The following is a 23,520-nucleotide window of genomic DNA, read 5'->3' as shown; positions in this document are numbered from 1 at the left end:
AAACAGCTCCGGCAGTCGATGGCGGTCCACTTTCCCTCTCATCAAGGATGGCTCTCATGGAAAAAGTCAGCTTCAAGAACCTGAACGGCCAAGGAATCACGACGGCAGCCGTGATCAACTTCCCCGCCGGCTTCGACGCGAGCAGGAAATACGCGGCGATCGTTGTGTCCCACCCGGGCGGCGGCGTGAAGGAACAGGCGGCCGGCCTGTACGCCCGAAAGCTCGCAGAACACGGCTTTGTGACGCTTGCGTTCGATCGCTCCTATCAGGGCGAGAGCACAGGTGAGCCGCGCCAGCTAGAGAATCCGTACGTCAGCACCGAGGACGTCAGCGGCGTCATTGACTACCTGACTACGCTGCCTTACATCGATCAGGAAAACATCGGCGCGATGGGAATATGCGCGGGCGCGGGCTACAGCGCCAACGCCGCCATCAACGACCGCCGTATCAAGGCACTGGGCACCGTGAGCGCCGTGAACATCGGCCAGATGTTCCGCAACGGCTGGCAAAACACCGTCAAGGACGCCGATGCCGTCGGCTTGCTGCAAGCGGGCTCGCAGGCGCGGACGCATGACGCCGGGCAGGCGGGCTACGCCACGATTCCGCTCGCTCCGCTGAAGAAGGAAGACGCGCCCAACGCCGAGCTGGCAGAAGCGTGGGAGTACTATCACACGCCGCGTTGCGAGCACCCGAACGCGCCGGGCTTTGCGCTGGCTCGCAACCTGACGCAGATCATCACGTACGACGCCTACAACAAGGCCGAATCATTCCTGACCCAGCCGCTCCTGATCGTGGCGGGCAGCGTGGCCGGCAGCAAGTGGATGAGCGACGACCTGCTGGCGCGGGCGGCCAGCCAGGACAAGCAGATGCACGTCGTCGAAGGCGCCAATCACATGTCGCTGTACGACGTGCCGAAATACGTGGACGAAGCCGTATCCGTGCTCGCCGCGTTTTTCCGGCGCACGTTGAAGTAAACCTTACGCGGGCTGCGCCCGCTTTCCGATTTGACTGGAGTCATTCATGAGCACGAACTCGATCAAGAGCGTGACCTACCCGAACCTCGGCTGGGACACGGCCGCCGACCTCTATTTCCCGCCGGGTTTCGACGAGAGCAAGAAGTACGCGGCCATCGTCAGTACGCACCCCATCGGCAGCTGCAAGGAACAGACCGCCGGCAATGTCTACGCCAAGGGCCTGGCCGAGGCAGGTTTCGTCGTGCTCGTGCATGACGCGAGCTTCCAGGGCGCGAGCGGCGGCATGCCGCGCTTCGTCGAAGATCCGTCGATCCGCGTGTCGGACATCCGCTTCGCGGTCGACTACCTGCAGTCGCTGTCCTATGTCGATGCCGGACGCATCGGCGCGCTCGGCGTGTGCGGCGGCGGCGCGTATACCGTTCATGCCGGCATTACCGATCACCGCATCAAAGCGCTGGTGTCGATCACCGGCGTGAACTACGGCCGCCTGATCCGGGAAGGCTTTGCGAACTTCAAGCCGCTCGAATTCGCAGAGAACATGGCCGCGATGCGTACCGCGGAGGCCCAGGGTGGCGAACGCCACGTGGCCAACCTGCTGCCGGATTCCGTGGCAGCCGGCAAGCAGGCCGGCATCACCGACATCGACGTGCTGGAAGCCACGGAGTACTACAAGACCGCACGCGGTCAGCAGCCCAACGGCGCCACCAGCCAGTTGATGTCGTTCAGCAGCGCGGCGATGGGCTGGGACGCGTTCCTGAACGCCGAAGTGCTGTTGACCCAGCCGCTGCTGGTCGTGATCGGCGACAAGCCGGGTGGCTTCGGCGCCTACCGCGACGGCTGGGAGATCTACAGCCGCGCCGCCTCGAAGAACAAGCAGATCGTCGTGGCCGAAGGTTGGTCGCACTATGACTTGTATGACAAACCCGAACCCGTGGGCATCGCGATGAAGAAGGTCGTTCCGTTCTTCAAGGAAACGCTCTAGGCACTACGGCCAGCCGCGCCGCGACTCGCCGGCCGGGCGTGGCACACGCCCGTTTTCTTTTGCCACACGAACGAACATGCCATGAAATCACTGCTTTCCGGAAAGACCGCGGTCGTCACCGGCGCAAGCAAAGGCATGGGCCCTGCGACCGCGGAGCTTTTCGCGCAAGAAGGCGCCAGTGTGATGCTGACCGACCAGGCCAACGCCATCCTCTACTTCGCCAGCGGCCTGAGCCGGGCCGTCACCGGCCGCGTGCTGGTAGTGGACAACGGCGCGTATATCGGCGCCTGACGGGCGCGGCAGACGCGTCGGGAAGGATCGGGCGCGGCCGCCGGCAACATCGTCGACCCGCGCCGCGCGCGGGCCGGCGCATCGCACTCATCGTAAAAGGAGTCGTTATCGTGAAGCATGTCCTCATTCTGGGTGCGAACGGCCAGATTGCCCGATGGGTGATCGACGCACTCGCGGCCGACCGGAACGTCAGTCAGACCCTCCTCTTGCGCAACCCCAAGAAACTCGGCGATACGCCGTCGAACGCCAAGGTCGTCATCGGCAACGTGCTCGACAAGACGCTGCTTCTGAACACCGTGCAAGGGCAGGACATCGTCTATGCGAACCTCACCGGCGAAGACCTGGACGCGCAGGCGAAGAGCGTGATTGACGCGATGCAGGCTGCGGGCGTCAAGCGCCTCGTCTTCATGCTGTCGCTCGGCATCTACGACGAAGTGCCCGGCAAGTTCGGCGACTGGAACAACGCGATCATCGGCGAAGACCTCAAGCCGTTCCGCCGTGCAGCCGATGCCATCGAAGCCTCGGACCTTCAATACACCATCCTGCGTCCAGCGTGGTTGACGGACGACGACGAGATCGACTACGAACTGACGTCGCGGGACGAACCCTTCAAGGGCACCGTGGTGTCGCGCAAAAGCGTAGGCGACCTGATCCTCAGGATTATCGCTACGCCGGAACTGCACGCGGGAGAGAGCCTGGGCGTCAGCAAGCCCAACAGCGACGGCGACAAACCGTACTTCATGTAAGGCGCTCCGCAGATAACATTGCAGCGCCTGAACGGCAAGATTGCCGTCGTCACCGGCGGTTCGAGCCGCACCGGCGAGGCGACCGCACGTCTGCTCGTAGCCGGGGCGTGACGGGTCGTGCTGTCCGCGCTCCGGCATGCGAGCATCGCGCAACTCGCAGCCGAACCCGGCGACGGCAACTGACGCCGGACGAGATGCTTCGCACCATCGACACCCAATGGTTCGCTTCCGGCAGGCCCCGCCGCCGTCATCCCCTGCCCCCTCCCCTTCGTCCACCTACAACGACGATGCGCCGCATCAGCCTTGTCTCGGTATAAACCCCAATGACGGTCTCGCGATTTGAGCATCAAACTAACTACCAGTTGTTAGGTTAAAGCCTAACGATAAAACAGCTGACCCTATCAACTGGCCAAGACAGTCATGACGACGCAGATGAAACCGATCCGTTCCTTCCTTTTCGTTCCGGGCAACAAGCCGACCTGGATCGAGAAATCCATCCAATCGAAGGCCGATGCACTGATCCTCGATCTCGAGGACAGCGTGCCGCCGGCCCAGAAAGCCGAGGCGCGCGAGGTCGTCAAGTCCAAGCTCGCGTGGCTTGCCGAGCAGAAGCAGCGAATCTGGGTGCGCATTAACCGCAGCGCGCACCTGTATGACTTCGACGACATCCTGGCCATCGTGAACCCGGTGGTCGAGGGCATCGTGATCTCCAAGCCTTGCGGCCCAGAAGACATCCACACCGTATCGTCGATGCTGGCCGAAGCCGAGTACCGCGCTGGCGTCGAGGTCGGTCACACGAAAGTGATCCCGCTGCTGGAGACCGCCCGCTCGTTGCAACTCGCATATGAAATCGCACAGCATGAACGCGTGCCGGCGATCGTCGGCGCCACCGCGAAGAACGCGGACGTGGCGCGCGCGCTCAAGACGGTGTGGTCGCTCGAAGGCCGCGAAACCCAATTCCTGAAGTCGCGCATCGTGATGGCCGCGCGCGCCGCCGGCAAGCTGCCGATAGGCGGCGTCTGGCAGCAGGTGCACGACCTCGACGGGCTCAGGGTCTCGTCCGCGAACGACCGTCAGCTCGGCATGAGCGGCGAACTGGTGCTGCACCCGTCGAACGTCGAGATCGTCAACCGGACCTACAGCCCCACCGAAGAGGAAGTGGCGTTCTACCAGGGCATGATCGACGCGCTGGACAAGGCCCAGGCGGAAGGCCGCGCATCGTGCATTTATGACGGCGAGCACATCGACATCGCCCACGCGAAGACGGCGCGCGAAATCATCGCGCTCGCGCAGTCGTTCAACGACTGATCGCCTCCCGAACACTCCAGGAGACAGACAATGGCAGGCCTTTACTTCGAAGAACTCAAGCCCGGCATGGTGATCGAACATGCGATCCGCCGCACGGTGACCGAGACCGACAACATCCTGTTCTCGGCCATGACCTACAACTGCGCGCCGCTGCACATCGACGCCGAATACAGCAAGAACACGATGTACGGCCAGCGCCTCGTGAACAGCATGTTCCTGCTCGCGCTGGTGGCGGGCATCACCGTGTACGAGACCACGCTCGGCACGACGCTCGGCAACCTTGGCTTCGGCGAGATTGCATTCCCGAAGCCCACCTTCCACGGCGACACGATCCGCGTCGAGACCGAGATCCTCGAATCGCGCCAGTCGAAAAGCCGCCCGGATTCGGGCATCGTCACCTTCAGGCACGTGGCGAAGAACCAGCGCGACGAGATCGTCTGCACCGCGGTGCGCACCGGCCTGATGATGCTGCGTCCCGCCGACAAGGCCTGATGTCACCCCTGCAGGAGATCACGAAATGGACTACCAACTCAGTGCCGACCAGCAGGCGATCGTCGACGCGGCGCAAAAGATCTGTGCGGATTTTCCGCTTGAATACTGGCGGAACAAGGACAAGAACCACGAATTCCCGCACGAGTTCTTTAACGCCGTCGCGAGCGGCGGATGGCTCGGCATCTGCATGCCGGAAGATGTGGGCGGCGCGAACCTGGGCGTGACGGAAGCGGCGCTGTTCATGCGTACCGTCGCCGAATGCGGCGGCCAGGCGGCCGCGTCGACCATCCACATGAACATTTTCGGCCTGCAGCCGGTCGTGCATTTCGGCACGGAGGCGCAGAAGCAGGCATGGCTCCCGCCGTTCTCGCGCGGCGAGCATAAGGCGTGTTTCGCGGTCACGGAGCCGGATACCGGCCTCGACACCACGAAGCTCAAGGTCGTGGCGAAGAAGCAGCCCGACGGCAATTACCTGATCTCGGGCAAGAAGGTCTTCATCTCGACCGCCCAGGTCGCCGATCACATGCTGATCCTCGCGCGCACCACGCCGATCGAGCAGGTGAAAAAGCACAGCGAAGGGCTGAGCCTGTTCTACACGAAGCTCGACCGCAAGTATGTGGACATTCGCGAGATCGACAAGCTCGGCCGTGCCGCGGTCGACACCAACGAACTCTTCATCGACGACCTGCCAGTGTCAAAGGACGAGCTGATCGGCGAGGAAGGCAAGGGCCTGAGCTACATTTTCCACGGCATGAACGCCGAGCGCGTGCTGGTGGCCGTCGAGCAGGTCGGCATCGGCCGGGCGGTGCTTAACCTCGCGACGCAATACGCGAAGGAGCGTGTCGTGTTCGGCCGCCCGATCGGCCAGAACCAGGGCGTGCAGCATCCGCTCGCGCGCAACTGGGCGGAGCTGGAAGCCGCGAATCACATGATCTTCGCGGCGGCGGACCTGTACGACCGCGGGCTTGCGTGCGGGTCGGAGGCGAACGCGGCGAAGCTGCTGGCGTCCGAGGCGTGCATGAATGCGTGCCAGACGTCGATCCTCACGCACGGCGGCTTCGGTTACGCGAAGGAGTATCACGTCGAGCGGTTCATGCGCGAGGCATGGATCGGCTACATTGCCCCTGTCACCCCGCAACTCATCCTGTCGAACATTGCAGAGCGCAAGCTCGGGTTGCCGAAGTCCTACTGAACACCGCAATCCGCCGACGTTTCCCGATTTGGAAAACGTCGGCCATCGAATAGGCATAAAGAACTGTGTGCGAGCCGTGCCCGGCGCATGCGGGCCGCGCACCGGCAGCACATCAGTTTCAGGAGACAAGCATGTCAGCTGCAAGACCGTTGGAAGGTATCCGGGTACTCGACCTGACCGTGGCTCTCGCCGGGCCCTACGGCTCGCTGTTGCTGGGTGGCATGGGCGCCGAGGTCATTCGCGTCGAATCGCCCGGCGGAGGCGACATCGCACGCAACAATCCCCCTTATGTCGGCAAGAACGGCGTCCACTTCGGCGTCAAGGGCGATGACGAGGTGTCGCTGACCGTCCTAAACCGCGCGCGCAACAAAAAAAGCATCACGCTCGACCTGAAGTCCGAACCGGGCAAGGCGCTGTTCATGGAACTGGTCAAGGAATCCGACGTCATCATCGAAAACGCGAGTGAGGGCGTCACGGCGCGTCTGGGCGTGGACTACGAGAGCGTGCGCGAGGTCAATCCGAAGATCGTCTATGCATCGATCAAGGCGTTCGGCGAACCGAGCCCGTACAAGAACCTGAAAGGCATGGACATCATCGTCCAGGCACTGTCGGGAATCATGGACGTGACCGGTTTCGCCGACGGCCCACCGACCCGCTCGGGCCTGCCGATCGCCGACCTGATCGCGCCGCTGTACGCCGTCAACGGCATCCTCGCCGCGCTGATTCATCGCGGCCGCACCGGCGTTGGTCAGTGCGTGCAGGTGTCGATGCTCGATTGCCTCGCATCGCTGGTGGCCGAGGAGCATTTCGACGTGTTCTTCAAGCACGGCTACTCGAAGCGCTCTGGCAATTTCCAGGATCGCCTGGTGCCGTTCGGCGTCTATGGCACGCGCGACGGCCACGTGGCGATGGTGGCCTTTCAGCCAGACTGGTTCCAGAACCTGATGCAAGCCGTGGGCAGGCCGGAGATCGCCACGGATCCGCGCTACGCGACGCGCGGCCCGCGCATGAAACATGCGGCAGAGATCAACGCGATCATCGAGGAATGGACGCGCCAGCACAGCACCGAGGAAGTCATCGCCGAACTGCAGGTCAAGCGCGGCGTGCCGGCCGCCGCCGTGCGCTCTCCGCTCGACGTGCTCAAGGATCCGGTGCTGCAGGCACGCGGTGCCGTGGTGAAGCTGGAGCACCCGGGGCTGGCCGACGTCGACGCGATGGGCATGGGCCTGCCGATCAAGCTGTCGCAGACGCCCGTGCAGTTCGACCAGCCAGCGCAAGAGCTCGGCGCCGCCAACGACGAGATCTACCGGGGGCTGCTCAAGCTGCCCGAGGATCGCCTGCAACAACTGCGCGACCAGGGAGTGATCTGACCATGTGCGCAGCACCATCCCGTCGCGGCCCGCTTGCGGGCATCCGGATCGTCGAGATCGCGGGCATCGGCCCCGGGCCGTTGGCCGCCATGTTCCTGGCCGATCTGGGCGCGACCGTCATCCGCGTGGACCGCAAGGAGCCTTCGGGGCTCGGTGCGCCGCGCCCCGTGGAATTCGATCTGGGCCTGCGCAATCGCAAGTCCGTCCGCGTCGACCTGAAAGATCCCGCCGCCGTCGAGATGGTGCTGGAACTGATCGCGCAGGCCGACGGGCTGATCGAGGGCTTTCGCCCCGGCGTGATGGAGCGCCTGGGCCTCGGACCCGAACCGTGCCTGGCGCGCAACCCGCGCCTCGTCTATGGCCGCGTGACCGGATGGGGGCAGAATGGTCCGCTGTCGCAAGTGGCCGGGCACGACCTGAACTACATTTCCGTCACTGGCGCGTTGCATGCGATGGGCCGTGCCGGGCAGGCCCCGACGCCACCGCTCAATGTACTAGGCGACTATGCGGGCGGCTCGCTGTACCTCGCCTTCGGGCTGCTCGCGGGCATCCTCGAGGCGCGCGGCTCCGGCCAAGGCCAGGTGGTGGACGCAGCGATGGTGGACGGCGTAGCCTCCATCATGACGGTGACAATGGGCCTGCATGCGGCCGGCATGCTCGACAAGGCGCGCGGCACGAACCTGCTCGACACCGGCGCGCCGTTCTACGAGGTCTACGCGTGCGCCGACGGCAAGTACATCAGCGTCGGCCCCATCGAGGACAAGTTCTACCGGCTGCTGCTCGAACAACTCGGATTGCAGGACCATCCGCTGCTGCAGGCGCAGATGGACCGCGCGCAGTGGCCGGCGGCCAAGCAGGTACTGGCCGCTAGATTCAGGGAACGCACACGCGACGAATGGGCGCAACGACTAGGCCACCTCGACGTCTGCGTGGCGCCGGTGCTCGACTTCGACGAAGCACCGAGCCATCCGCACGTGAAGGCACGCGGCACGTTCGTCGAGCTGGACGGCGTGACGCACCCGGCGCCCGGCCCGCGCTTTTCGCGCACGCCCGCGGTACGGCCCGAGCCGCCCGCGGCACCCACGACCGACAACGCGATCGCCGCCCTGCAGGACTGGCTGCCCGACGCACGCATCGACGCCTTGCGCGCGCAGGGCACGTTCATCTGACGCGCACGAACATTACCGCCGATATCGTCGCGCGCCGCAGCGCGGCCGCCGGCGCATTCGCCGGCGTGTGCCCCGCCACAGTTCTCCGCTCGCCACCCGCGCGCCCCGAAGCGCACAGGCCGGGCAACAGGCAAGGACTCTACTGACATGACTTCGCACATTCCCGAACTCGCGGCCCTGGACCGCCTGACGAGCGGCCGCTCCACCTGCCGCGCCTACCAGCACGAAGCGCTGGACCTCGAATTGATCCGCGACATCGTCGGCATGGCGGGCCGCTCGGCTTCATGGTGCAACGTGCAGCCGTGGCAACTGGTCATCACCGAAACCCCGGAGAGCACGGAGCGCTTTCGCCAGGCGCTGATGCAGCGGGTCAACGAGCATCCGGAAAACGAATCGGACCTGCCCTTCCCGCCAAGCTACGAGGGCATCTACCGCGAACGCCGGCGCGGCGCGGGCATTGCGCTGTACTCGGCACTGGGTATCGGCCCGACGGATACCGAGCGCAGCGCCGAGCAGGCATTCCGCAACTTCCGCATGTTCGACGCGCCGCACGTGGCGATCGTCACGGTGCCCGCGGAACTGGGCCCGTATGCGCTGGTGGACGCGGGTGGTTTCGTCTCCTCGTTCCTGATCGCGGCCTATGCACACGGCGTGGCCACCACTCCGCAGGGCGCGCTGGCTCGCCATGCCCGTTTCGTTCGCGAGTATTTCGGCATTCCCGATACCCAGCACATGATTTGCGGCATCTCTTTCGGCTACGCGGAAGACGCGCACCCGGTCAACCGGTTCCGCACCACGCGTGCCCGTGTGGACGACCTCGTGCGCTTTGCCTGACCTGCGCGCCACGCCGCCCGCGCGGTTCCAGACGCGCATCTGCATGCCGATGAAGTAAGCGCCGCACGGTCCTGCGAATGCGGTGTTGCTGGCCTGCGGGCGGCGGCAGGCCCCACCCCGTCAGCCGAGCCAGCGCGCATCGGGCCAGTGGCCTTGTTCGAATGTGGTCTTCACGCAGTCGAGCAGCACGCCGACCACGCAACGAACCGGCGCCGTGGCCTGCCGGCTGCTGGGCGCCGCCAGCACGATCGTGCGCCGGAGCCCCGGTGGCGCCAGCGGCGCGGCGCTCAGGGCGCCCTGCTCGACCTCCTGCGTCACGGCGACGGCAGGAAGAATCGTCCAGCCATGACCTTGCGCGACCAGTTCCTTCTGCACGCTCAGCGCATTGGTTTCCGCAAATACGCGCAGCGTCACGTCCGCCTCGGCTGCGGCGTGCTCGATCGCCGCGCGCAGGCCCTGTGGCGCGGATGGCAGGATGAACGGCTCATTCGCGACGCGCGAGAGCGGGAGCGGCCGCTTGCGCGACAGCCCGGCGGACGGCGCAGCCACGGCCCACAAGCTTTCCTCTATCAACGCCTTGACATGCAACGCGGGCGTTTCCTTCTGCCCGTACAACAGCGCGGCGTCCACATCCCCGGCTTCGAGCCAGTCCTGCAGGTGCCCGGCATAGCCGATCGTGAGCCGCAGGCGGATGTGCGGGTAACGCCGGGCAACCTCGCCCGCCAGCCGCGTGGCCAGTAGATCCGACGTGCTGGCCAGCAGGCCAATGCTCACGATGCCGGCGACTGGCCCGTCGGTCGGCTGGATCTCGGCCTTGGCCCGCGCCACCTCGTTGAGGATGCGGCGTGCGTATTCGAGCATGGTCTTACCCGACGACGTGAGCTGCATCCCGTGACGGCTTCGGTCGAACAGCTCCGTCCCCATGTCCTCCTCGAGCAGGCGCAACTGGCGCGACACCGCGGGCTGCACAAGATTCAGCAGGCTCGAGGCGCGCGTGACGTTGCCGGTCTCGGCCACGGTGACAAAGGCGCGCAGTTGCTTCAGATCCATCACAGAGTCCTCGATACCGAAAACTGATCCATCGATCACAAAATTCTATTTTTTAACCATTTCATCAAATCTTATTATGGGCCTATCCGATGCCAATGACGAGACAGGATTCATGAGCGCCTCCATTTTTTCCGCCCCCGACCAGTACCAGGAAATCCGCGACGCCGTGCGCGCCCTGTGCAGCCAGTTCCCGGCCGAATACCACCGCAAGATCGACGAGGAGCGCGGTTATCCCGAGGCCTTCGTCAACGCCCTCACCCAGGCCGGCTGGCTGGCCGCGCTGATTCCGCAGGAATACGACGGCCCCGGTCTGTCGATGGCCGAGGCGTCGGTCATCATGGAAGAGATCAACCGCTCCGGCGGCAATTCGGGCGCGTGTCACGGCCAGATGTACGTGATGAACACCATCGTGTTCAGCGGCACCGAAGCGCAGAAGCAGCGCTATCTGCCGCGCATCGCATCGGGCGAGCTTCGCGTGCAGTCGATGGGCGTGACCGAGCCCACCACGGGCAGCGACACCACCAGGCTCAAGACCACCGCCGTGAAGAAGGACGGTCGCTGGATCATCAACGGCCAGAAAGTGTGGATCTCGCGCGTGCAGCACAGCGATCTACTGATCCTGCTCGCGCGCACCACGCCGCTGGACCAGGTGCAGAAGAAGAGCGACGGCCTGTCGTGCTTCATCGTCGAGCTGGACAAGGCGATCGGCAACGGTCTCACGGTGCGCCCCATCCTCAACATGGTCAACCACGAGACCAACGAGCTGTTCTTCGACAACCTGGAACTGCCCGAAGACGCGCTGCTCGGCACCGAAGGCAAGGGGCTCAAGGTGATCTTCGACGGCCTGAACGCCGAGCGCACGCTGATCGCAGCCGAGTGTATCGGCGACGGCTACTGGTTCCTGGAAAAGGCACGTGACTATGCGGTCGAGCGCAAGGTGTTCGGCCGCCCGATCGGACAGAACCAGGGGATCCAGTTTCCGCTGGCCGAGTCGTTCATCGAGCTGGAAGCGGCGAACCTGATGCGCTGGCGCGCATGCGAGAAGATCGACGCGCGCCAGAACGCGGGCGTCGAGGCCAACATGGCCAAGTACCTGGCCGCCAAGGCAAGCTGGGAAGCGGCGAACGCGTGCCTGCAGACGCACGGCGGGTTCGGTTTTGCCTGCGAATACGATGTGGAGCGCAAGTTCCGCGAAACGCGCCTGTACCAGGTCGCGCCGATCTCCACCAACATGATTCTGGGGCACGTGGCCGAACACGTGCTCCAACTGCCCCGTTCTTACTGATTCCTGAAGGATTTTTTCATGAAGATTCTCGTACCCGTCAAGCGCGTGGTCGACGCGAACGTGAAAGTCAGCGTGAAGACCGATCAGTCGGGAGTCGACATCGCGAACGTAAAGATGTCGATGAACCCGTTCGACGAAATTTCAGTTGAAGAAGCCGTGCGCCTGAAGGAAGCCGGCGTGGCGACCGAAGTGATCGCCGTGTCCGTCGGCGTCACGCAGGCGCAGGAAACGCTGCGCACCGCGCTGGCGATCGGCGCGGATCGCGCGGTCCTCGTCGAGTCGAACGAGAGCGTCGAGCCGCTGGCCGTCGCGAAGATCCTGAAGGCGCTGCTCGACAAGGAACAGCCGCAACTGGTGATCCTCGGCAAGCAGGCGATCGACGACGACTCGAACCAGACGGGCCAGATGCTGGCCGCACTGGCAGGCCTGCCGCAAGCGACGTTCGCATCGAAGGTCACGATCGCCGACGGCAGGGCTACGGTCGCGCGCGAAGTCGACGGCGGCGCGGAAACGCTGTCGCTGACGCTGCCCGCGGTGATCACGACCGACCTGCGTCTGAACGAGCCGCGCTACGTGACCCTGCCGAACATCATGAAGGCGAAGAAGAAGCCGCTCGAAGTTGTGAGGCCGGAAGACCTCGGCGTGAACGTGGCGCCGCGTCTAAAGACGCTGAAAGTGATCGAGCCGCCGAAGCGCGCAGCCGGCGCGAAGGTGTCGGATGTGAAGACGCTGGTCGAGAAGCTCAAGACCGAAGCCAAGGTGCTGTAACAGGGAGCGGAAAGAAATGACGATTCTGGTGATTGCAGAACACGACAACGCGTCGGTCAAGGCCGCGACGCTGAACACGGTGGCAGCGGCAGCCGAAATTGGCAAATTCGTCGGCGGAGACATTCACGTGCTGGTTGCGGGTCACAACGCGCAGGGCGCAGCTGACGCCGCAACGAAGATCGCAGGTGTTTCGAAGGTGCTGCTTGCCGACGCGCCGCAACTCGAAGCGGGCCTCGCGGAAAACGTCGAGGCGACCGCGCTGAACGTCGCGAAGGACTACTCGCACATCTTGGCGCCGGCGACGGCCTACGGCAAGAACATCGCACCGCGTATTGCCGCGAAGCTCGACGTCGCGCAAATCTCGGACATCACGGCGGTCGATTCGGCCGACACGTTCGAGCGCCCGATCTACGCGGGCAACGCGATCGCGACGGTGCAGTCGAGCGACCCGATCAAGGTGATCACGGTGCGTGCGACGGGCTTCGATCCGGTGGCGGCCGAAGGCGGCAGCGCAGCGGTCGAGAAGATCGAAGCGGCGGCCGACGCAGGCAAGTCGCAGTTCGTGAGCCGCGAAGTGACGAAGCTGGACCGTCCGGAGCTGACGAGCGCGAGCATCATCGTGTCGGGTGGCCGCGGTCTGGGCAGCGGCGAGAACTACACGAAAGTGCTGGAGCCGCTGGCCGACAAGCTGAACGCGGCACTCGGTGCCTCGCGCGCCGCAGTTGACGCGGGCTACGTGCCAAACGACTATCAGGTCGGCCAGACCGGCAAGATCGTCGCGCCGCAACTGTATATCGCCGTTGGCATCTCGGGTGCGATCCAGCATCTCGCCGGCATGAAGGATTCGAAGGTGATCGTGGCGATCAACAAGGATCCGGAAGCGCCGATCTTCAGCGTGGCCGATTACGGCCTCGTCGGCGATCTGTTCGCGCTCGTGCCGGAACTGGTCAACGAACTCTGACAGGCACGGCCGCAAGCGTGCTGCCACGCAAGCGCTTGCAGCCTGCCTGACGCTTCAATCATCGAGCGCGAAACGACATGATTGCCGAGAACCCCGAAACCTTCGATGCCTGGGTTGGTCGCAGCGAAGAACACGCGGACCGGATTACCGCCGCGCCCATTCGCCTGCTGCAAGCCACGCTGGACTATGCTGATGCCGCTGCGCTGCCCGCGGCGCTGCCGCCGCTGTGGCACTGGCTGTATTTCCTGCCCGGCGAGCGCCAGTCCAATATCGGCGTCGACGGTCACCCGCAGCGCGGCGGCTTTCTGCCGCCGGTCAGGCTGCCGCGCCGCATGTGGGCCGGCGGACGACTGCAGTTCCTGCGTCCGCTGGCCGTGGATACGCCCGTGCAGCGCCGCTCCATGATCGCGAACGTGCAGAGCAAGTCCGGCCGTAGCGGTCAGCTGGTGTTCGTGACCGTGCTGCATGAAATCAGCGACGCCCAAGGCCTCGCCATCCGCGAAGAGCAGGACATCGTGTATCGCGACGCTCCACCGCCCGCCGTGGCCGGTGCACCGGCGCCGGCTCCGCAGCCGGCACCGGACGACGCGCAATATTCGCGTGTCGTCACGCCCGATCCGGTGCTGCTGATGCGCTTTTCCGCGCTCACCTTCAATGGCCACCGGATCCACTACGATCGCCCCTACGCGATGCAGGAAGAAGGCTATCCGGGCCTGGTCGTGCATGGCCCGCTGATCGCCATGCTGCTGATGGAGGAACTGCGCCGTACGCACCCCGACAGGACCATTCGCACCTTCGAGTTCAAGGCTCTCAGCCCGTTGTTCGACACCGCGCCGTTCACCGTGAACGGCAAGCTCGAAGGTCATGCCGCCAGCCTATGGGCACGCGGCCCGCAAGGCCAACTGGCCATGCAGGCCAGCATCGAACTGGAGTAGCGCCCCACCATGCAAGCTCGCAAAGGCCCCCTGAGCGGGATGACCGTCATCACGCTCGAACACGCTATCGCCGCGCCCTTCTGCACACGCCAGCTCGCCGACCTCGGTGCGCGCGTCATCAAGATCGAACGCCCCGGCGTGGGCGATTTCGCGCGCGCTTACGATCACCGCACACGCGGCCTCGCATCGCACTTCGTGTGGACGAACCGGTCGAAGGAAAGCCTCACGCTGGACCTGAAACAACCCGCCGCGCAGGCCGTGCTCGGTGAACTCGTAGCCCAGGCCGACGTGCTGGTGCAGAACCTCGCACCGGGCGCGGCCGCGCGCATGGGCCTGTCGTTCGAGGCGCTGCATGCGAGGTATCCGCGGTTGATCGTCTGCGACATCTCCGGCTACGGCGGCGACGGCCCCTACCGCGACAAGAAAGCCTACGATCTGCTGATCCAGAGCGAAGCGGCATTCCTGTCGATAACCGGCACGCCCGACGAGCCGAGCAAGGCCGGGAACTCGATCGCCGATATCGCGGCAGGCATGTACGCATACACGGGCATCCTCAGCGCGCTCCTGCAGCGCGGCCTCACGGGAGAAGGTTCGCACGTCGAAATATCGATGCTCGAAGCGCTCGCCGAGTGGATGGGCTTCCCGATGTACTACGCGTATGACGACCAGCAGCCGCCGAGCCGCAACGGCGCAGCCCACGCGACCATCTATCCGTACGGCCCGTTCACGGCGGGCGACGGCCGCGTGGTGATGCTGGGCCTGCAGAACGAACGCGAATGGAAGGTGTTCTGCGACGCCGTGCTGCTCAACCCGGCACTCGCCACCGATCCGCGCTTCGACGCCAACGTGCGCCGCTCCGAACATCGCGCGGAACTCAAGGCCGTGATCGAAGCGGCGTTTGCCGGCCTCACCGCGCAGGAAGTGATTGCGCGCCTCGACGAAGCGCAAATCGCCAACGCCGCCGTCAACCAGGTGGGCGATCTCTGGACGCACCCTCAATTGCGTGCGCGCGAACGATTTCGCACGATCGATTCGCCCGCCGGCGAGCTGCAGGCGTTGCTGCCGCCGGCCACGGTCGACAGCTTCGAGGTCCGCATGGATCCGGTGCCCGCGCTCGGCGAGCACAGCGCGGCCATCCTGCGCGAACTCGGGCGCACCGACGCCGATATCGAACACTTGCGCGCCGCCGGCGTAATCTGAACCATGACCACGCCCCTCTGCCCAGCGCAACACGCGCGCAGTCTGCTGTTCGTACCCGCCACCCGGCCCGAGCGCTTCGCCAAGGCGCTGGATTCGGGTGCCGACTGCATCATCGTCGACCTCGAGGACGCGGTCGGCGCCGACAGCAAGGACATCGCGCGCACGCAACTCGCACAACATCTGCCGCAACTGACGCCCGGCCAATTGTCGCGTACCGTCGTTCGCGTGAACGCCGTCGGCACGCCCTGGCACGATGCGGACATCGCACTGCTGCGCGACTGGACGAAGCAAGGTGTCGTCGTGATGCTGCCCAAGTCCGAAGGCGCGCGTGCGCTGCGCCGCGTCGCGGAACAGCTCGGCGACGCGGCCCGCATCGTGGCGCTGGTCGAATCGCTGGCCGGGCTCGATGCGGCTGACGAGCTGGCGCGCGACCCGCAGGTCGTGCGCGTCGCGTTCGGTCACCTCGACTTCCAGCTCGACCTCGGCATGCGCGCATCGCCCGAGGAACCCGAACTGGCCTTTGCACGCAACGCGCTGGTGGCCGCCTCGCGCCGCGCGGGCCTCCCCGCGCCGATCGATGGCGTGACCACCAGCACCGACGACGCCGAGCGCCTCGCGGCCGATGCCCGTCGCGCGCGCGCGTTCGGCTTCGGCGGCAAGCTGTGCATCCACCCGGCGCAGGTTGCCGGTGTCAATGCGGCCATGGGTTATTCGGACGACGAACAAACGTGGGCGCAGCGCGTGCTCGACGAAGCCTCGAAGCACGGCGGTGCCGCTTTCAGCCTGGACGGCCGCATGGTCGATCTCCCGGTGATCCGCGCGGCCGAGGCGATCATCGCCAGCATGCGAAAGTAAGCGGGATTCGCGACTGGCTCGGGCTTGGCCCGTGACGTCGACGAACGGCGCGGCATGGATGGCCCGTGGTATCCGCAGGCCGATAAAAAAGCAATTGGTGGTGTCCGGTTCCCGGACACCACCAATTGTCTTCAGAAGCAGACGTCCGGGCGCACACGGCATGCGACCCCCGGACAGTTTCCACACGGTCAGCGTTCGACTGCCCACATACGGGTCAGCTCGGCGGCCTTCATCGCGGGGTTCAGCTCGCGCAGCGCGGCCTGCAGCGTCCTGGCCCGTTCCGCGCCCAGCACATCCGTGGTCAGTTCCATGAACTTCGCGTCCTGCTCGTGCTCCGGCATCGGATTCGTGTCCGTGCCGATCGGATCGCCAACGAAGACATGCTCGCTGCGGCCGTCCTTGAACGTGACCGTCACGTCGGCCACGAACTTGCCGGGATACTGCTTTTCCAGCTCGGGTTCCTCGCTGATGCGGATGCTGCGCGCGATGTCGATGACGGGCGCCATGTCCACCTTGCCGGCCAGGTAGTCGCGGTGGACCGGATAGCCGTTGCCCTTGCCCAGCAGCGTGAAGGCCGCCTGGATCGGCAGGCTGAACTGCACGTGCTCGATATTCTTCGGCTCGTACGCATTGGTGTTGGCCGTGCCGACAACCACGTTGAAATGCGGCGTGATCTTCAGGTGGATGTCGGCGATGTCGTCGCGGCGCGCCGCGAACGGCCGCAGCGCATCGATGTACGCGTGCGTGCAGTAGCACGCGCAGTAGGCCTTCAGCCACACCGTGCCGATCTCGAACGGCCGGTCCAGGGCGAAGCGCCGTTCGGCGGCCTCGCCGGCCGTGCGTTGCAGGAAGGTACGAAAGAAGCCCTTGTTGCCGCTCAGGAACGCGCGCGGGCCGGTGATACCGGCGCGGGCCATGTCGGCCGCCGTCATCCCGTTGCGCGTGCCGATGCCGGCGTGGATGCGCTTGATGGAGCCGCCGGTGGACGTGTACTCGGTCGTGCCCGAGACATGGCTCAGCGCGATCGCCAGCGCGTGCAGCGTCGTCTCGGCATCGAACCCGCGCAACTTTGCCGCCACGGCCGCGGCACCGAAATTTGACAGCGTGCCGTGCGGGTGATAACCGCGCTGCAGCAGATCGGGCGCAGCAAGCATGCCGATGCGCGCATAGACCTCATAGCCGGCCACCATCGCGACGATGATCTCCTCGAGCGACGAGCCCAGTTCCTCGCCGATCGCGAGCGCCGCCGGAATCACGCAGCTGCCGGGGTGACTGTAGCTCGGGCCGTGGGCGTCGTCATACTCGAAGCCGTGCCCGTACGAGCCGTTGACGAAGGCGGCATCGGCCGCGCTCATGGTTAGCGCCGACGCGCTCACGCGGCTGTTGCCCGGACGCTGCTGCGCCGTCGCATACGCGAGCAGTTGCTTGGACCACGGCAGTGTCGAGATGCCGACCTGCAAGGCGATCTGATCGCGCATCAGCCGGCTGATGCCGGCATGCGCGTGGGCGTCCAGATCCTCGTATTTCAGCTCCTGAATGAAGCGCACCACCGCTTGCTCCAGCGGCGGGCAGTTGTCCGGCGCAACCGGCCGGGTCTCGCGGGTGACGGTCATGGGAGTCTCCTTGATGATCAAAAGATGAATGGGCCCGGCACGCGCCCGGGCCACGTCGATTCAGGCGTGGCGATAGGTGCGGTGCTGCCGCCGCACCGACAGCGCGAGGCCTGCGGCAAGCAATGCGACCATGGCCATCAGCATCAGCGCCGCCGTGTAGCTGCCGGTCCGTTCCTTGGCGACGCCGAGCAGGTAGGGCCCGGCGAACCCGCCCAGGTTGCCGACCGCGCCGATCCACGCGATGCTGGCCGCAGCGGCCGCACCTGACAGCAAATCGGTGTTGATCGCCCAGAACGCGGGCAGCGCGCCGAACACGCCGAAGGCCAGCAGGCAGAAGCAGGCAAGTTTGAGCACCGGCGCGTCGATCAGGCCGGCTGCCGCCAGCGAAGCGGCGGCGATCAGCGCCGGGATCGCGATGTTCCAGCGCCGCTCTCCCGTCCGGTCGGAGCGACGCGCCCAGAACACCAGGCTCGCCGAGCCGATCACGTAAGGGATCGCCGTGACGAAGCCGGTCTGCACGTTGGTCAGGCCGAAGGATTTGACGATCTGCGGCAGGAAAAAGCCGATGCCGTAGATCGTCAGGAAAAAACCGAACGCCATGGACGCCAGCATCCACACGCGCCGGTCGGCGAACACCCGCGCCACGGGCATGTCGTGCTCGTCGCGGCGCCGGTTGTCTTCGCTGGTCATGCGCGCGGTCAGCCATTCGCATTCGTCTGCCAGCAGCCAGTGCGCGTCGCGTGGCGAACCCTTGAGGTATCGCAGCGTGACGAAGCCGAGCACGACGGCCGGCGCGGCCTCGATAAGAAACATCCATTGCCAGCCCTGCAGCCCGGCCAGGCCATCGAGCCCGTGAAGCCCCAAGAGCATGCCCGAGATCGGCGAGCCGATGACCGAGGACAGCGGCGCGGCCACCAGCAGATAGCCCATCACGCGCGCGCGGTAGGCGGACGGAAACCACAGCGTGAGGCAGTACGCGACGCCGGGGAAAAAGCCGGCCTCGGCCAGGCCCAGCAGCAGACGGACGGTGTAGAAGCTCCACGGGCCGACCACGAAAGCCGTGGCGCCCGAAATCAGCCCCCAGGTGATCAGGATGCGGGCGATCCACATGCGGGCGCCCACGCGTACCAGCAGCAGGTTGGACGGCACCTCGAACAGGAAATAGAGCAGAAAGAACAGCCCCGAGCCCAGGCCGTACTGCGCGGGCGTGAGGCCGATGGCATCGTTCATCTGCAGGCTGGCGAAGCCGACGTTGACCCGGTCCAGGAACGAGATGAAGTAGCACAACATGAAAAACGGGACGAGCCGCCGAAATACCTTGCCCATCGTGACCTGCTCGAGCGAATGCATGGGGTCTCCTGAAACGTTTTTATGGTGCCGGGCGATCACCGGCACAAGCTTCCAGATTCCGGCTTGATCCGGGTATCGATCAGGTCCCGGATGGAACGAGCGGATCGAGCAGCACCTTGGTGACGTCGTCCACTTCGTCGAGGTGCAGGATGTTGTGGATCATCGTGTCGACGATCTGCCCGGGCAGATCGATTGCGGCATACGGCACGCATAGCCTGAACTTGGCGATGAAGTCCTCTTCCGTGAACGGGTTGCGGGGATGGCCCTTCACGTAGGTGCATTCCTTCTTCAGTTCGCGCCCGTCGCGCAGCTTCACGACAAGGCGCGCGCCCCAATCGGACACGTCGGGGTCCTCCTCGGCGGCGATGCGCGTCATCAGCTCGCGCACCTCAGGCCGGTTGCGCGCTTCTTCGCTGTACGACTCGAGGAATACCTTGTCGTCGAATGCGGCGATGGCCACCACGTATGGCAGGCTGAACTGGCACTCCGGCACCGTGACGGGATGCCACTTCTTGTTCTGCGGCTCGCATACCGCGCGCCAACCTGGCGTGGACGTCGCGATGTGGATGCTCGCAATATCGGCCGCGCCGAACTTGTATTCCTTCATCAGCGCGCGGATGGCGTCGATCGACGAATGCGAGAAATAGCAGGCGCTGTAGCCCTTGGTGATGATGTTCTCGATCTCCCAGTGCTCGCCGAGTTCGTGCAGAATGAAGTCGGGATCGGTCTCCCAGCGCGCCGTGCTCAGGTAGCCCCTGGGTCCGAGCAACACCTCGTCGCGCGGGCCGGTAATGCCGCGCTGCGCCAGCTGGCAGCACGTGATCGCGGCCTGGCTCACCAGCCCGTGATGCATGCGCACCATCAACGTGGCCGGCGAATAAATCCCCATCGTGTTGGGTTGCGTCATGGTCCGCGCGATGCCCTGCGCGTTCTCCAGTTGCACCTGGGTCAGCCCGAGCAGCTTGCCCACCGCGGCCACCGCCCCGAAGATGTAGTGGCCGCCGCATTCGTGGTGCTTGATCGCGCGATTGATGACCTTGTACGCCGTGCCGATCCGCACGAGGATTTCCTGCCCTATGGCCAGCGCCGCCAGGAATTCCTTGCCCGACACCTTGCCGCACAAACCGGTGGCCGCCAGCAGCGTCGGCACCACGTATTCGGTCACGTGGCCCGCTTCTTCGTGCAGATCGCCGCAATCCATCGCGCGCGGCATCGGGCCCATCACGAGCGCTGCCTCGTTGGCCGGCACCCGGCCGCCGTAGAACGGCAGCGGCGTCTGCGGATTGCCGCCGCGCTCCTTCACGAGCGACACGACCGCGGGGATGCCTTCCATCGCGGAACCGCCGATGGTGACGCCCATCGCGTCGAGCAAGGTCTGTCGGGCATGGTGCACCACGTCGGCCGGCAGGTCGGCGTACTGCGTCTGCAGCGTCATGCGGCACAGGGTGGCCATCGGATCTTCGTTTCCCTGCCGGGCAAATCTCATCATGCTGCCTTCTCCTTTTTGCGGGCTGGCCGCGGTCAGAACAGAAAGACGCCCTTGCCGCCCGCCTGCGTGTCGAACAGCCGGTAAGCTTTGTTGGCCTGCTCGAGTTGCCAGTGGTCGGTAAACAGCTTGTCGACGTCGACGCCGTGTTTCGCGACGAAGTGGATGCAGTCCTTCATCCCGACTTCTGAGAACGTGTAGGACCCGATGATGGTGCGCTGCTTGCCGATTACGTCCTTCATGCCGTCGACGTTCAGGTTGCCGCTCACGGCTACCAGCGCGATGCGGCCCCACGGGCGCGTGCAGCGCACGGCCTGCTGCCTGGGCACGTCGCCGCCCGCGCAATCCATCGCACAGGTCACACCAAGGCCGCCGGTGAGCTTGAAGATCTCCTCGATCGGATCCTGCTGGCTGCCGTCGATGACCTGGGTCGCGCCGAAATCCCTGGCGCGCTCCACCCGGTCGGCCGCAATGTCGACGCCGATGACTTCCACGCCCATCGACGCGGCCAGCTGCACGGCCGACAGGCCGACGGGGCCCAGGCCGAACACGGCGAGCGTGTCGCGCGCGCTGATGTGAAGACGCAGGAGCGCGCCCCAGGCCGTCCCCGTGCCGCAGGAAATGGCGGCGCCGGCAGCGAACGACACTTCGTCGGGCAGATGAACCAGCGAGGTCAGGGGCACTTTCATGTAGTGCGCGTGGCCGCCATGCTTGATCACCCCGTGGATATCCGCGCCGTGGCTGCACATCTGCGTCCAGCCGGTACGGCAATGGTCGCAGTGCATGCAGCCTTCGTAGTGGAGCACCGCCACGCGGTCACCGACCTTGAACGCGCGCGGATCGACACCCGCGCCGACCGCGACGATCTGTCCGCACGGCTCATGACCGCCGATGATCGGCGTGTCCTCCGACATGCCGCGCGACGCCAGGTCCTTGAAGCCCAGCGACCGGATCACGTCGGCCGGCTTGTTGCGATAGAAGTGCAGGTCGCTGCCGCACATGCCCGATGCCTTCATCTCGATGACGGCATCGCCCGGGCCGGGTGTGGGATCCGGGAAGTCCAGGATCTCCAGCGTTCGTTCGCCTCTGAAAACTACGCCTTTCACGTCTTGTGTCTCCTGCCCTCAGGGCAATGCGGTCGGGCGATAGCGCTCAGCCCAGATTGATATAGGTGGCTTTCGGATACAGGAAGCTCTCAACGTGCTCTTTCCCGCCCTTCCAGCCATAGCCGCTCATCTTCGTGCCGCCGAAGCCCACGGCCGGGTCGATCACTCCGTAGCAGTTGACCCAGACGGTGCCCGAGCGAATGCCCTGCGAGACCTTGTGCGCGGTCGAAAGGCTGCTCGTCCACACGCCGCCGGCCAAGCCGTAGGGCGTGTCGTTCGCGAGCTGCAGCGCCTCTTCCATGGTGTCGAACGGGATCACCGACGCGACCGGGCCGAATATTTCCTCCCGCGCGATGGTCATGTCGTTGCCAACGTCGGCGAATACCGTGGGCTCGACGAAGAATCCGCCGGCCGGGGCGCCGCCCGGGCGCTGGCCGCCGTGCACGAGCCGGGCCTCGTTGCCGCCGATGTCGACGTAATGCATCACGCGATCGAGCTGGCGCCGCGAGATCAGCGGGCCGATCTGGGTATCGGGATCGCGGCCGTCGCCGATCCGGAGGGTGCCGGCGAACGCGGCCATGCGCTGCACGAATTCGTCGTGAATCGCGCGCTGTACGAAGATGCGCGTGCCGGCGACGCAGACCTGACCCGTGTTGGTGAACACACCCATCGCCGCACCTGGCGCGGCCTTGTCGAGATCGGCATCGGCAAACACGATGTCGGGCGACTTGCCACCTAGTTCGAGCTGCAGCCGCTTCAGGTTGCCGGCCGATGCGCGCACGATGGCCTGCGCGGTGCCCACAGAGCCGGTGAAGGCGACGCGGTCGACGTCGGGATGCTCGGCCAGCGCCTGGCCGACGTCCTTGCCGTAGCCGGTCACGACGTTGATCACGCCCTCGGGCACGCCGGCTTCCATCATCAGCTCCGACACGCGCAGCGACGACAGCGACGCATCCTCAGCCGGTTTCAGCACGGCCGTGCAGCCCGTGGCGAGCGCCGGGCCGTAGATCCACCACAGCCCCATTAGCGGGCCGTTCCACGGGATGATGCCGCCGACCACGCCCACCGGCATTAACTGCTTGAGCGCGGTGAAGCCGGGCGCAATCGACATGGGCGGCGTTTCCGCCGCGCCGGCGCCGGTTTGCGATGCATAGAACTGCAGCAGTTGCGACAGCCATTCCTTGTAGCCGCGCGTGCGTGCGAGCGGCGCGCCCATGTCGAGCGTCTCGATCAGCGCGAGCTCGTCGAAGTGATCGAGGATGACGTCATGCACCCGCAACAGCAGCTTGCGCCGCTCATGCGGCGTGAAGCGGCTCCACGGACCTTCGAACGCGCGGCGCGCGGCCGCCACGGCGCGGCCCACGTCCTGCGCGTTGGCCTGCGCGATATGACACAGCACCTCGCCGGTGGCGGGATTGATTGCGTCGATGCGTTCGCCGCCGGCCGGCTCGACCCATTGCCCACCAATCAGCAGTTTCTTGGTGCCGCGTACGAAATCCGGAATGCTCGGGTTGATGCACACAGGTGTCCCCTTCGAAATTATTGTGGACAAC

General features: G+C 65.4%; 22 protein-coding genes. 16 read left to right on the top strand and 6 right to left on the bottom strand.

Annotation, left to right across the window (positions count from 1 at the left end):
* Positions 1 to 56: 56 nt before the first annotated feature.
* The 10 genes from A3AC_RS0124545 to A3AC_RS0124495 all read left to right on the top strand — a co-directional run bounded on the left by A3AC_RS0124545 (position 57) and on the right by A3AC_RS0124495 (position 9,358).
* A complete protein-coding gene (locus A3AC_RS0124545; protein ID WP_025602110.1) occupies positions 57 to 974 on the top strand; it encodes an alpha/beta hydrolase in 918 nt (305 codons plus the stop codon).
* 46 nt (positions 975 to 1,020) lie between these two features.
* On the top strand, positions 1,021 to 1,956 hold the full coding sequence (locus tag A3AC_RS0124540) for an alpha/beta hydrolase (protein WP_025602109.1): 936 nt from the start codon (positions 1,021 to 1,023) through the stop codon (positions 1,954 to 1,956).
* Positions 1,957 to 2,037: 81 nt separating this feature from the next.
* Positions 2,038 to 2,247, top strand: coding sequence for an SDR family NAD(P)-dependent oxidoreductase (locus tag A3AC_RS31330; RefSeq protein WP_025602108.1), 210 nt, complete (start codon positions 2,038 to 2,040; stop codon positions 2,245 to 2,247).
* 110 nt (positions 2,248 to 2,357) lie between these two features.
* The gene (locus A3AC_RS0124530) at positions 2,358 to 2,993 is read left to right on the top strand and encodes an SDR family oxidoreductase (protein WP_025602107.1); all 636 of its coding nucleotides are present in this window, start codon (positions 2,358 to 2,360) and stop codon (positions 2,991 to 2,993) included.
* Positions 2,994 to 3,413: 420 nt separating this feature from the next.
* Positions 3,414 to 4,301: an HpcH/HpaI aldolase/citrate lyase family protein gene (locus A3AC_RS0124520; protein WP_025602106.1), complete on the top strand. Its 888-nt coding sequence runs from the start codon at positions 3,414 to 3,416 to the stop codon at positions 4,299 to 4,301.
* Positions 4,302 to 4,331: 30 nt separating this feature from the next.
* A complete protein-coding gene (locus A3AC_RS0124515; protein ID WP_025602105.1) occupies positions 4,332 to 4,793 on the top strand; it encodes a MaoC family dehydratase in 462 nt (153 codons plus the stop codon).
* Between the two features lie 25 nt (positions 4,794 to 4,818).
* Positions 4,819 to 5,985 (top strand): acyl-CoA dehydrogenase family protein, encoded by a 1,167-nt coding sequence (locus A3AC_RS0124510; protein WP_025602104.1) that lies wholly within the window; start codon positions 4,819 to 4,821, stop codon positions 5,983 to 5,985.
* Positions 5,986 to 6,116: 131 nt separating this feature from the next.
* Complete coding sequence (locus A3AC_RS0124505) at positions 6,117 to 7,355, top strand: CaiB/BaiF CoA transferase family protein (RefSeq protein ID WP_025602103.1); 1,239 nt, start codon at positions 6,117 to 6,119, stop codon at positions 7,353 to 7,355.
* A gap of 2 nt (positions 7,356 to 7,357) precedes the next feature.
* Positions 7,358 to 8,524 carry a CaiB/BaiF CoA transferase family protein gene (locus A3AC_RS0124500; protein WP_025602102.1) on the top strand — a complete coding sequence of 389 codons (1,167 nt, stop codon included), beginning with the start codon at positions 7,358 to 7,360 and terminating at the stop codon, positions 8,522 to 8,524.
* 147 nt (positions 8,525 to 8,671) lie between these two features.
* Complete coding sequence (locus tag A3AC_RS0124495; protein ID WP_025602101.1) at positions 8,672 to 9,358, top strand: nitroreductase family protein; 687 nt, start codon at positions 8,672 to 8,674, stop codon at positions 9,356 to 9,358.
* A gap of 120 nt (positions 9,359 to 9,478) precedes the next feature.
* Here A3AC_RS0124495 and A3AC_RS0124490 read toward each other — a convergent pair whose 3' ends face one another.
* Positions 9,479 to 10,408: a LysR family transcriptional regulator gene (locus A3AC_RS0124490; protein WP_025602100.1), complete on the bottom strand. Its 930-nt coding sequence runs from the start codon at positions 10,406 to 10,408 to the stop codon at positions 9,479 to 9,481.
* A 112-nt stretch (positions 10,409 to 10,520) separates the two neighbouring features.
* On the opposite strand from A3AC_RS0124490, the gene A3AC_RS0124485 reads away from it, so the two are divergent.
* The 6 genes from A3AC_RS0124485 to A3AC_RS0124460 all read left to right on the top strand — a co-directional run bounded on the left by A3AC_RS0124485 (position 10,521) and on the right by A3AC_RS0124460 (position 16,412).
* Positions 10,521 to 11,693 carry an acyl-CoA dehydrogenase family protein gene (locus tag A3AC_RS0124485; protein WP_035475815.1) on the top strand — a complete coding sequence of 391 codons (1,173 nt, stop codon included), beginning with the start codon at positions 10,521 to 10,523 and terminating at the stop codon, positions 11,691 to 11,693.
* An 18-nt stretch (positions 11,694 to 11,711) separates the two neighbouring features.
* Positions 11,712 to 12,461 (top strand): electron transfer flavoprotein subunit beta/FixA family protein, encoded by a 750-nt coding sequence (locus tag A3AC_RS0124480; RefSeq protein ID WP_025602098.1) that lies wholly within the window; start codon positions 11,712 to 11,714, stop codon positions 12,459 to 12,461.
* A gap of 16 nt (positions 12,462 to 12,477) precedes the next feature.
* Entirely contained in the window at positions 12,478 to 13,422 is a 945-nt protein-coding gene (locus A3AC_RS0124475; protein ID WP_025602097.1) for an electron transfer flavoprotein subunit alpha/FixB family protein, read from the top strand.
* Positions 13,423 to 13,499: 77 nt separating this feature from the next.
* Positions 13,500 to 14,357, top strand: a complete 858-nt coding sequence (locus tag A3AC_RS0124470; protein ID WP_025602096.1) for an FAS1-like dehydratase domain-containing protein — start codon at positions 13,500 to 13,502, stop codon at positions 14,355 to 14,357.
* Between the two features lie 9 nt (positions 14,358 to 14,366).
* Complete coding sequence (locus A3AC_RS0124465; RefSeq protein WP_025602095.1) at positions 14,367 to 15,557, top strand: CaiB/BaiF CoA transferase family protein; 1,191 nt, start codon at positions 14,367 to 14,369, stop codon at positions 15,555 to 15,557.
* Between the two features lie 3 nt (positions 15,558 to 15,560).
* Positions 15,561 to 16,412 carry an HpcH/HpaI aldolase/citrate lyase family protein gene (locus tag A3AC_RS0124460; protein ID WP_025602094.1) on the top strand — a complete coding sequence of 284 codons (852 nt, stop codon included), beginning with the start codon at positions 15,561 to 15,563 and terminating at the stop codon, positions 16,410 to 16,412.
* A 188-nt stretch (positions 16,413 to 16,600) separates the two neighbouring features.
* On the opposite strand, the gene A3AC_RS0124455 is transcribed toward A3AC_RS0124460, so the two are convergent.
* From A3AC_RS0124455 to A3AC_RS0124435, 5 genes are all read right to left on the bottom strand, one after another.
* Positions 16,601 to 18,025 (bottom strand): MmgE/PrpD family protein, encoded by a 1,425-nt coding sequence (locus A3AC_RS0124455; RefSeq protein WP_025602093.1) that lies wholly within the window; start codon positions 18,023 to 18,025, stop codon positions 16,601 to 16,603.
* Positions 18,026 to 18,085: 60 nt separating this feature from the next.
* Positions 18,086 to 19,375: an MFS transporter gene (locus A3AC_RS0124450; RefSeq protein WP_025602092.1), complete on the bottom strand. Its 1,290-nt coding sequence runs from the start codon at positions 19,373 to 19,375 to the stop codon at positions 18,086 to 18,088.
* Between the two features lie 79 nt (positions 19,376 to 19,454).
* Positions 19,455 to 20,864 (bottom strand): MmgE/PrpD family protein, encoded by a 1,410-nt coding sequence (locus tag A3AC_RS0124445; RefSeq protein WP_025602091.1) that lies wholly within the window; start codon positions 20,862 to 20,864, stop codon positions 19,455 to 19,457.
* 32 nt (positions 20,865 to 20,896) lie between these two features.
* The gene (locus A3AC_RS0124440; protein ID WP_025602090.1) at positions 20,897 to 21,967 is read right to left on the bottom strand and encodes a zinc-dependent alcohol dehydrogenase family protein; all 1,071 of its coding nucleotides are present in this window, start codon (positions 21,965 to 21,967) and stop codon (positions 20,897 to 20,899) included.
* Positions 21,968 to 22,013: 46 nt separating this feature from the next.
* The gene (locus A3AC_RS0124435; protein WP_232231981.1) at positions 22,014 to 23,519 is read right to left on the bottom strand and encodes an aldehyde dehydrogenase family protein; all 1,506 of its coding nucleotides are present in this window, start codon (positions 23,517 to 23,519) and stop codon (positions 22,014 to 22,016) included.
* Position 23,520 lies beyond the last annotated feature (1 nt).

Origin of the sequence: Burkholderia sp. WSM2230 (genome assembly GCF_000472445.1) — a bacterium.
GTDB lineage: Bacteria > Pseudomonadota > Gammaproteobacteria > Burkholderiales > Burkholderiaceae > Paraburkholderia.
This window is presented reverse-complemented; position numbering and strand designations above follow the sequence as displayed.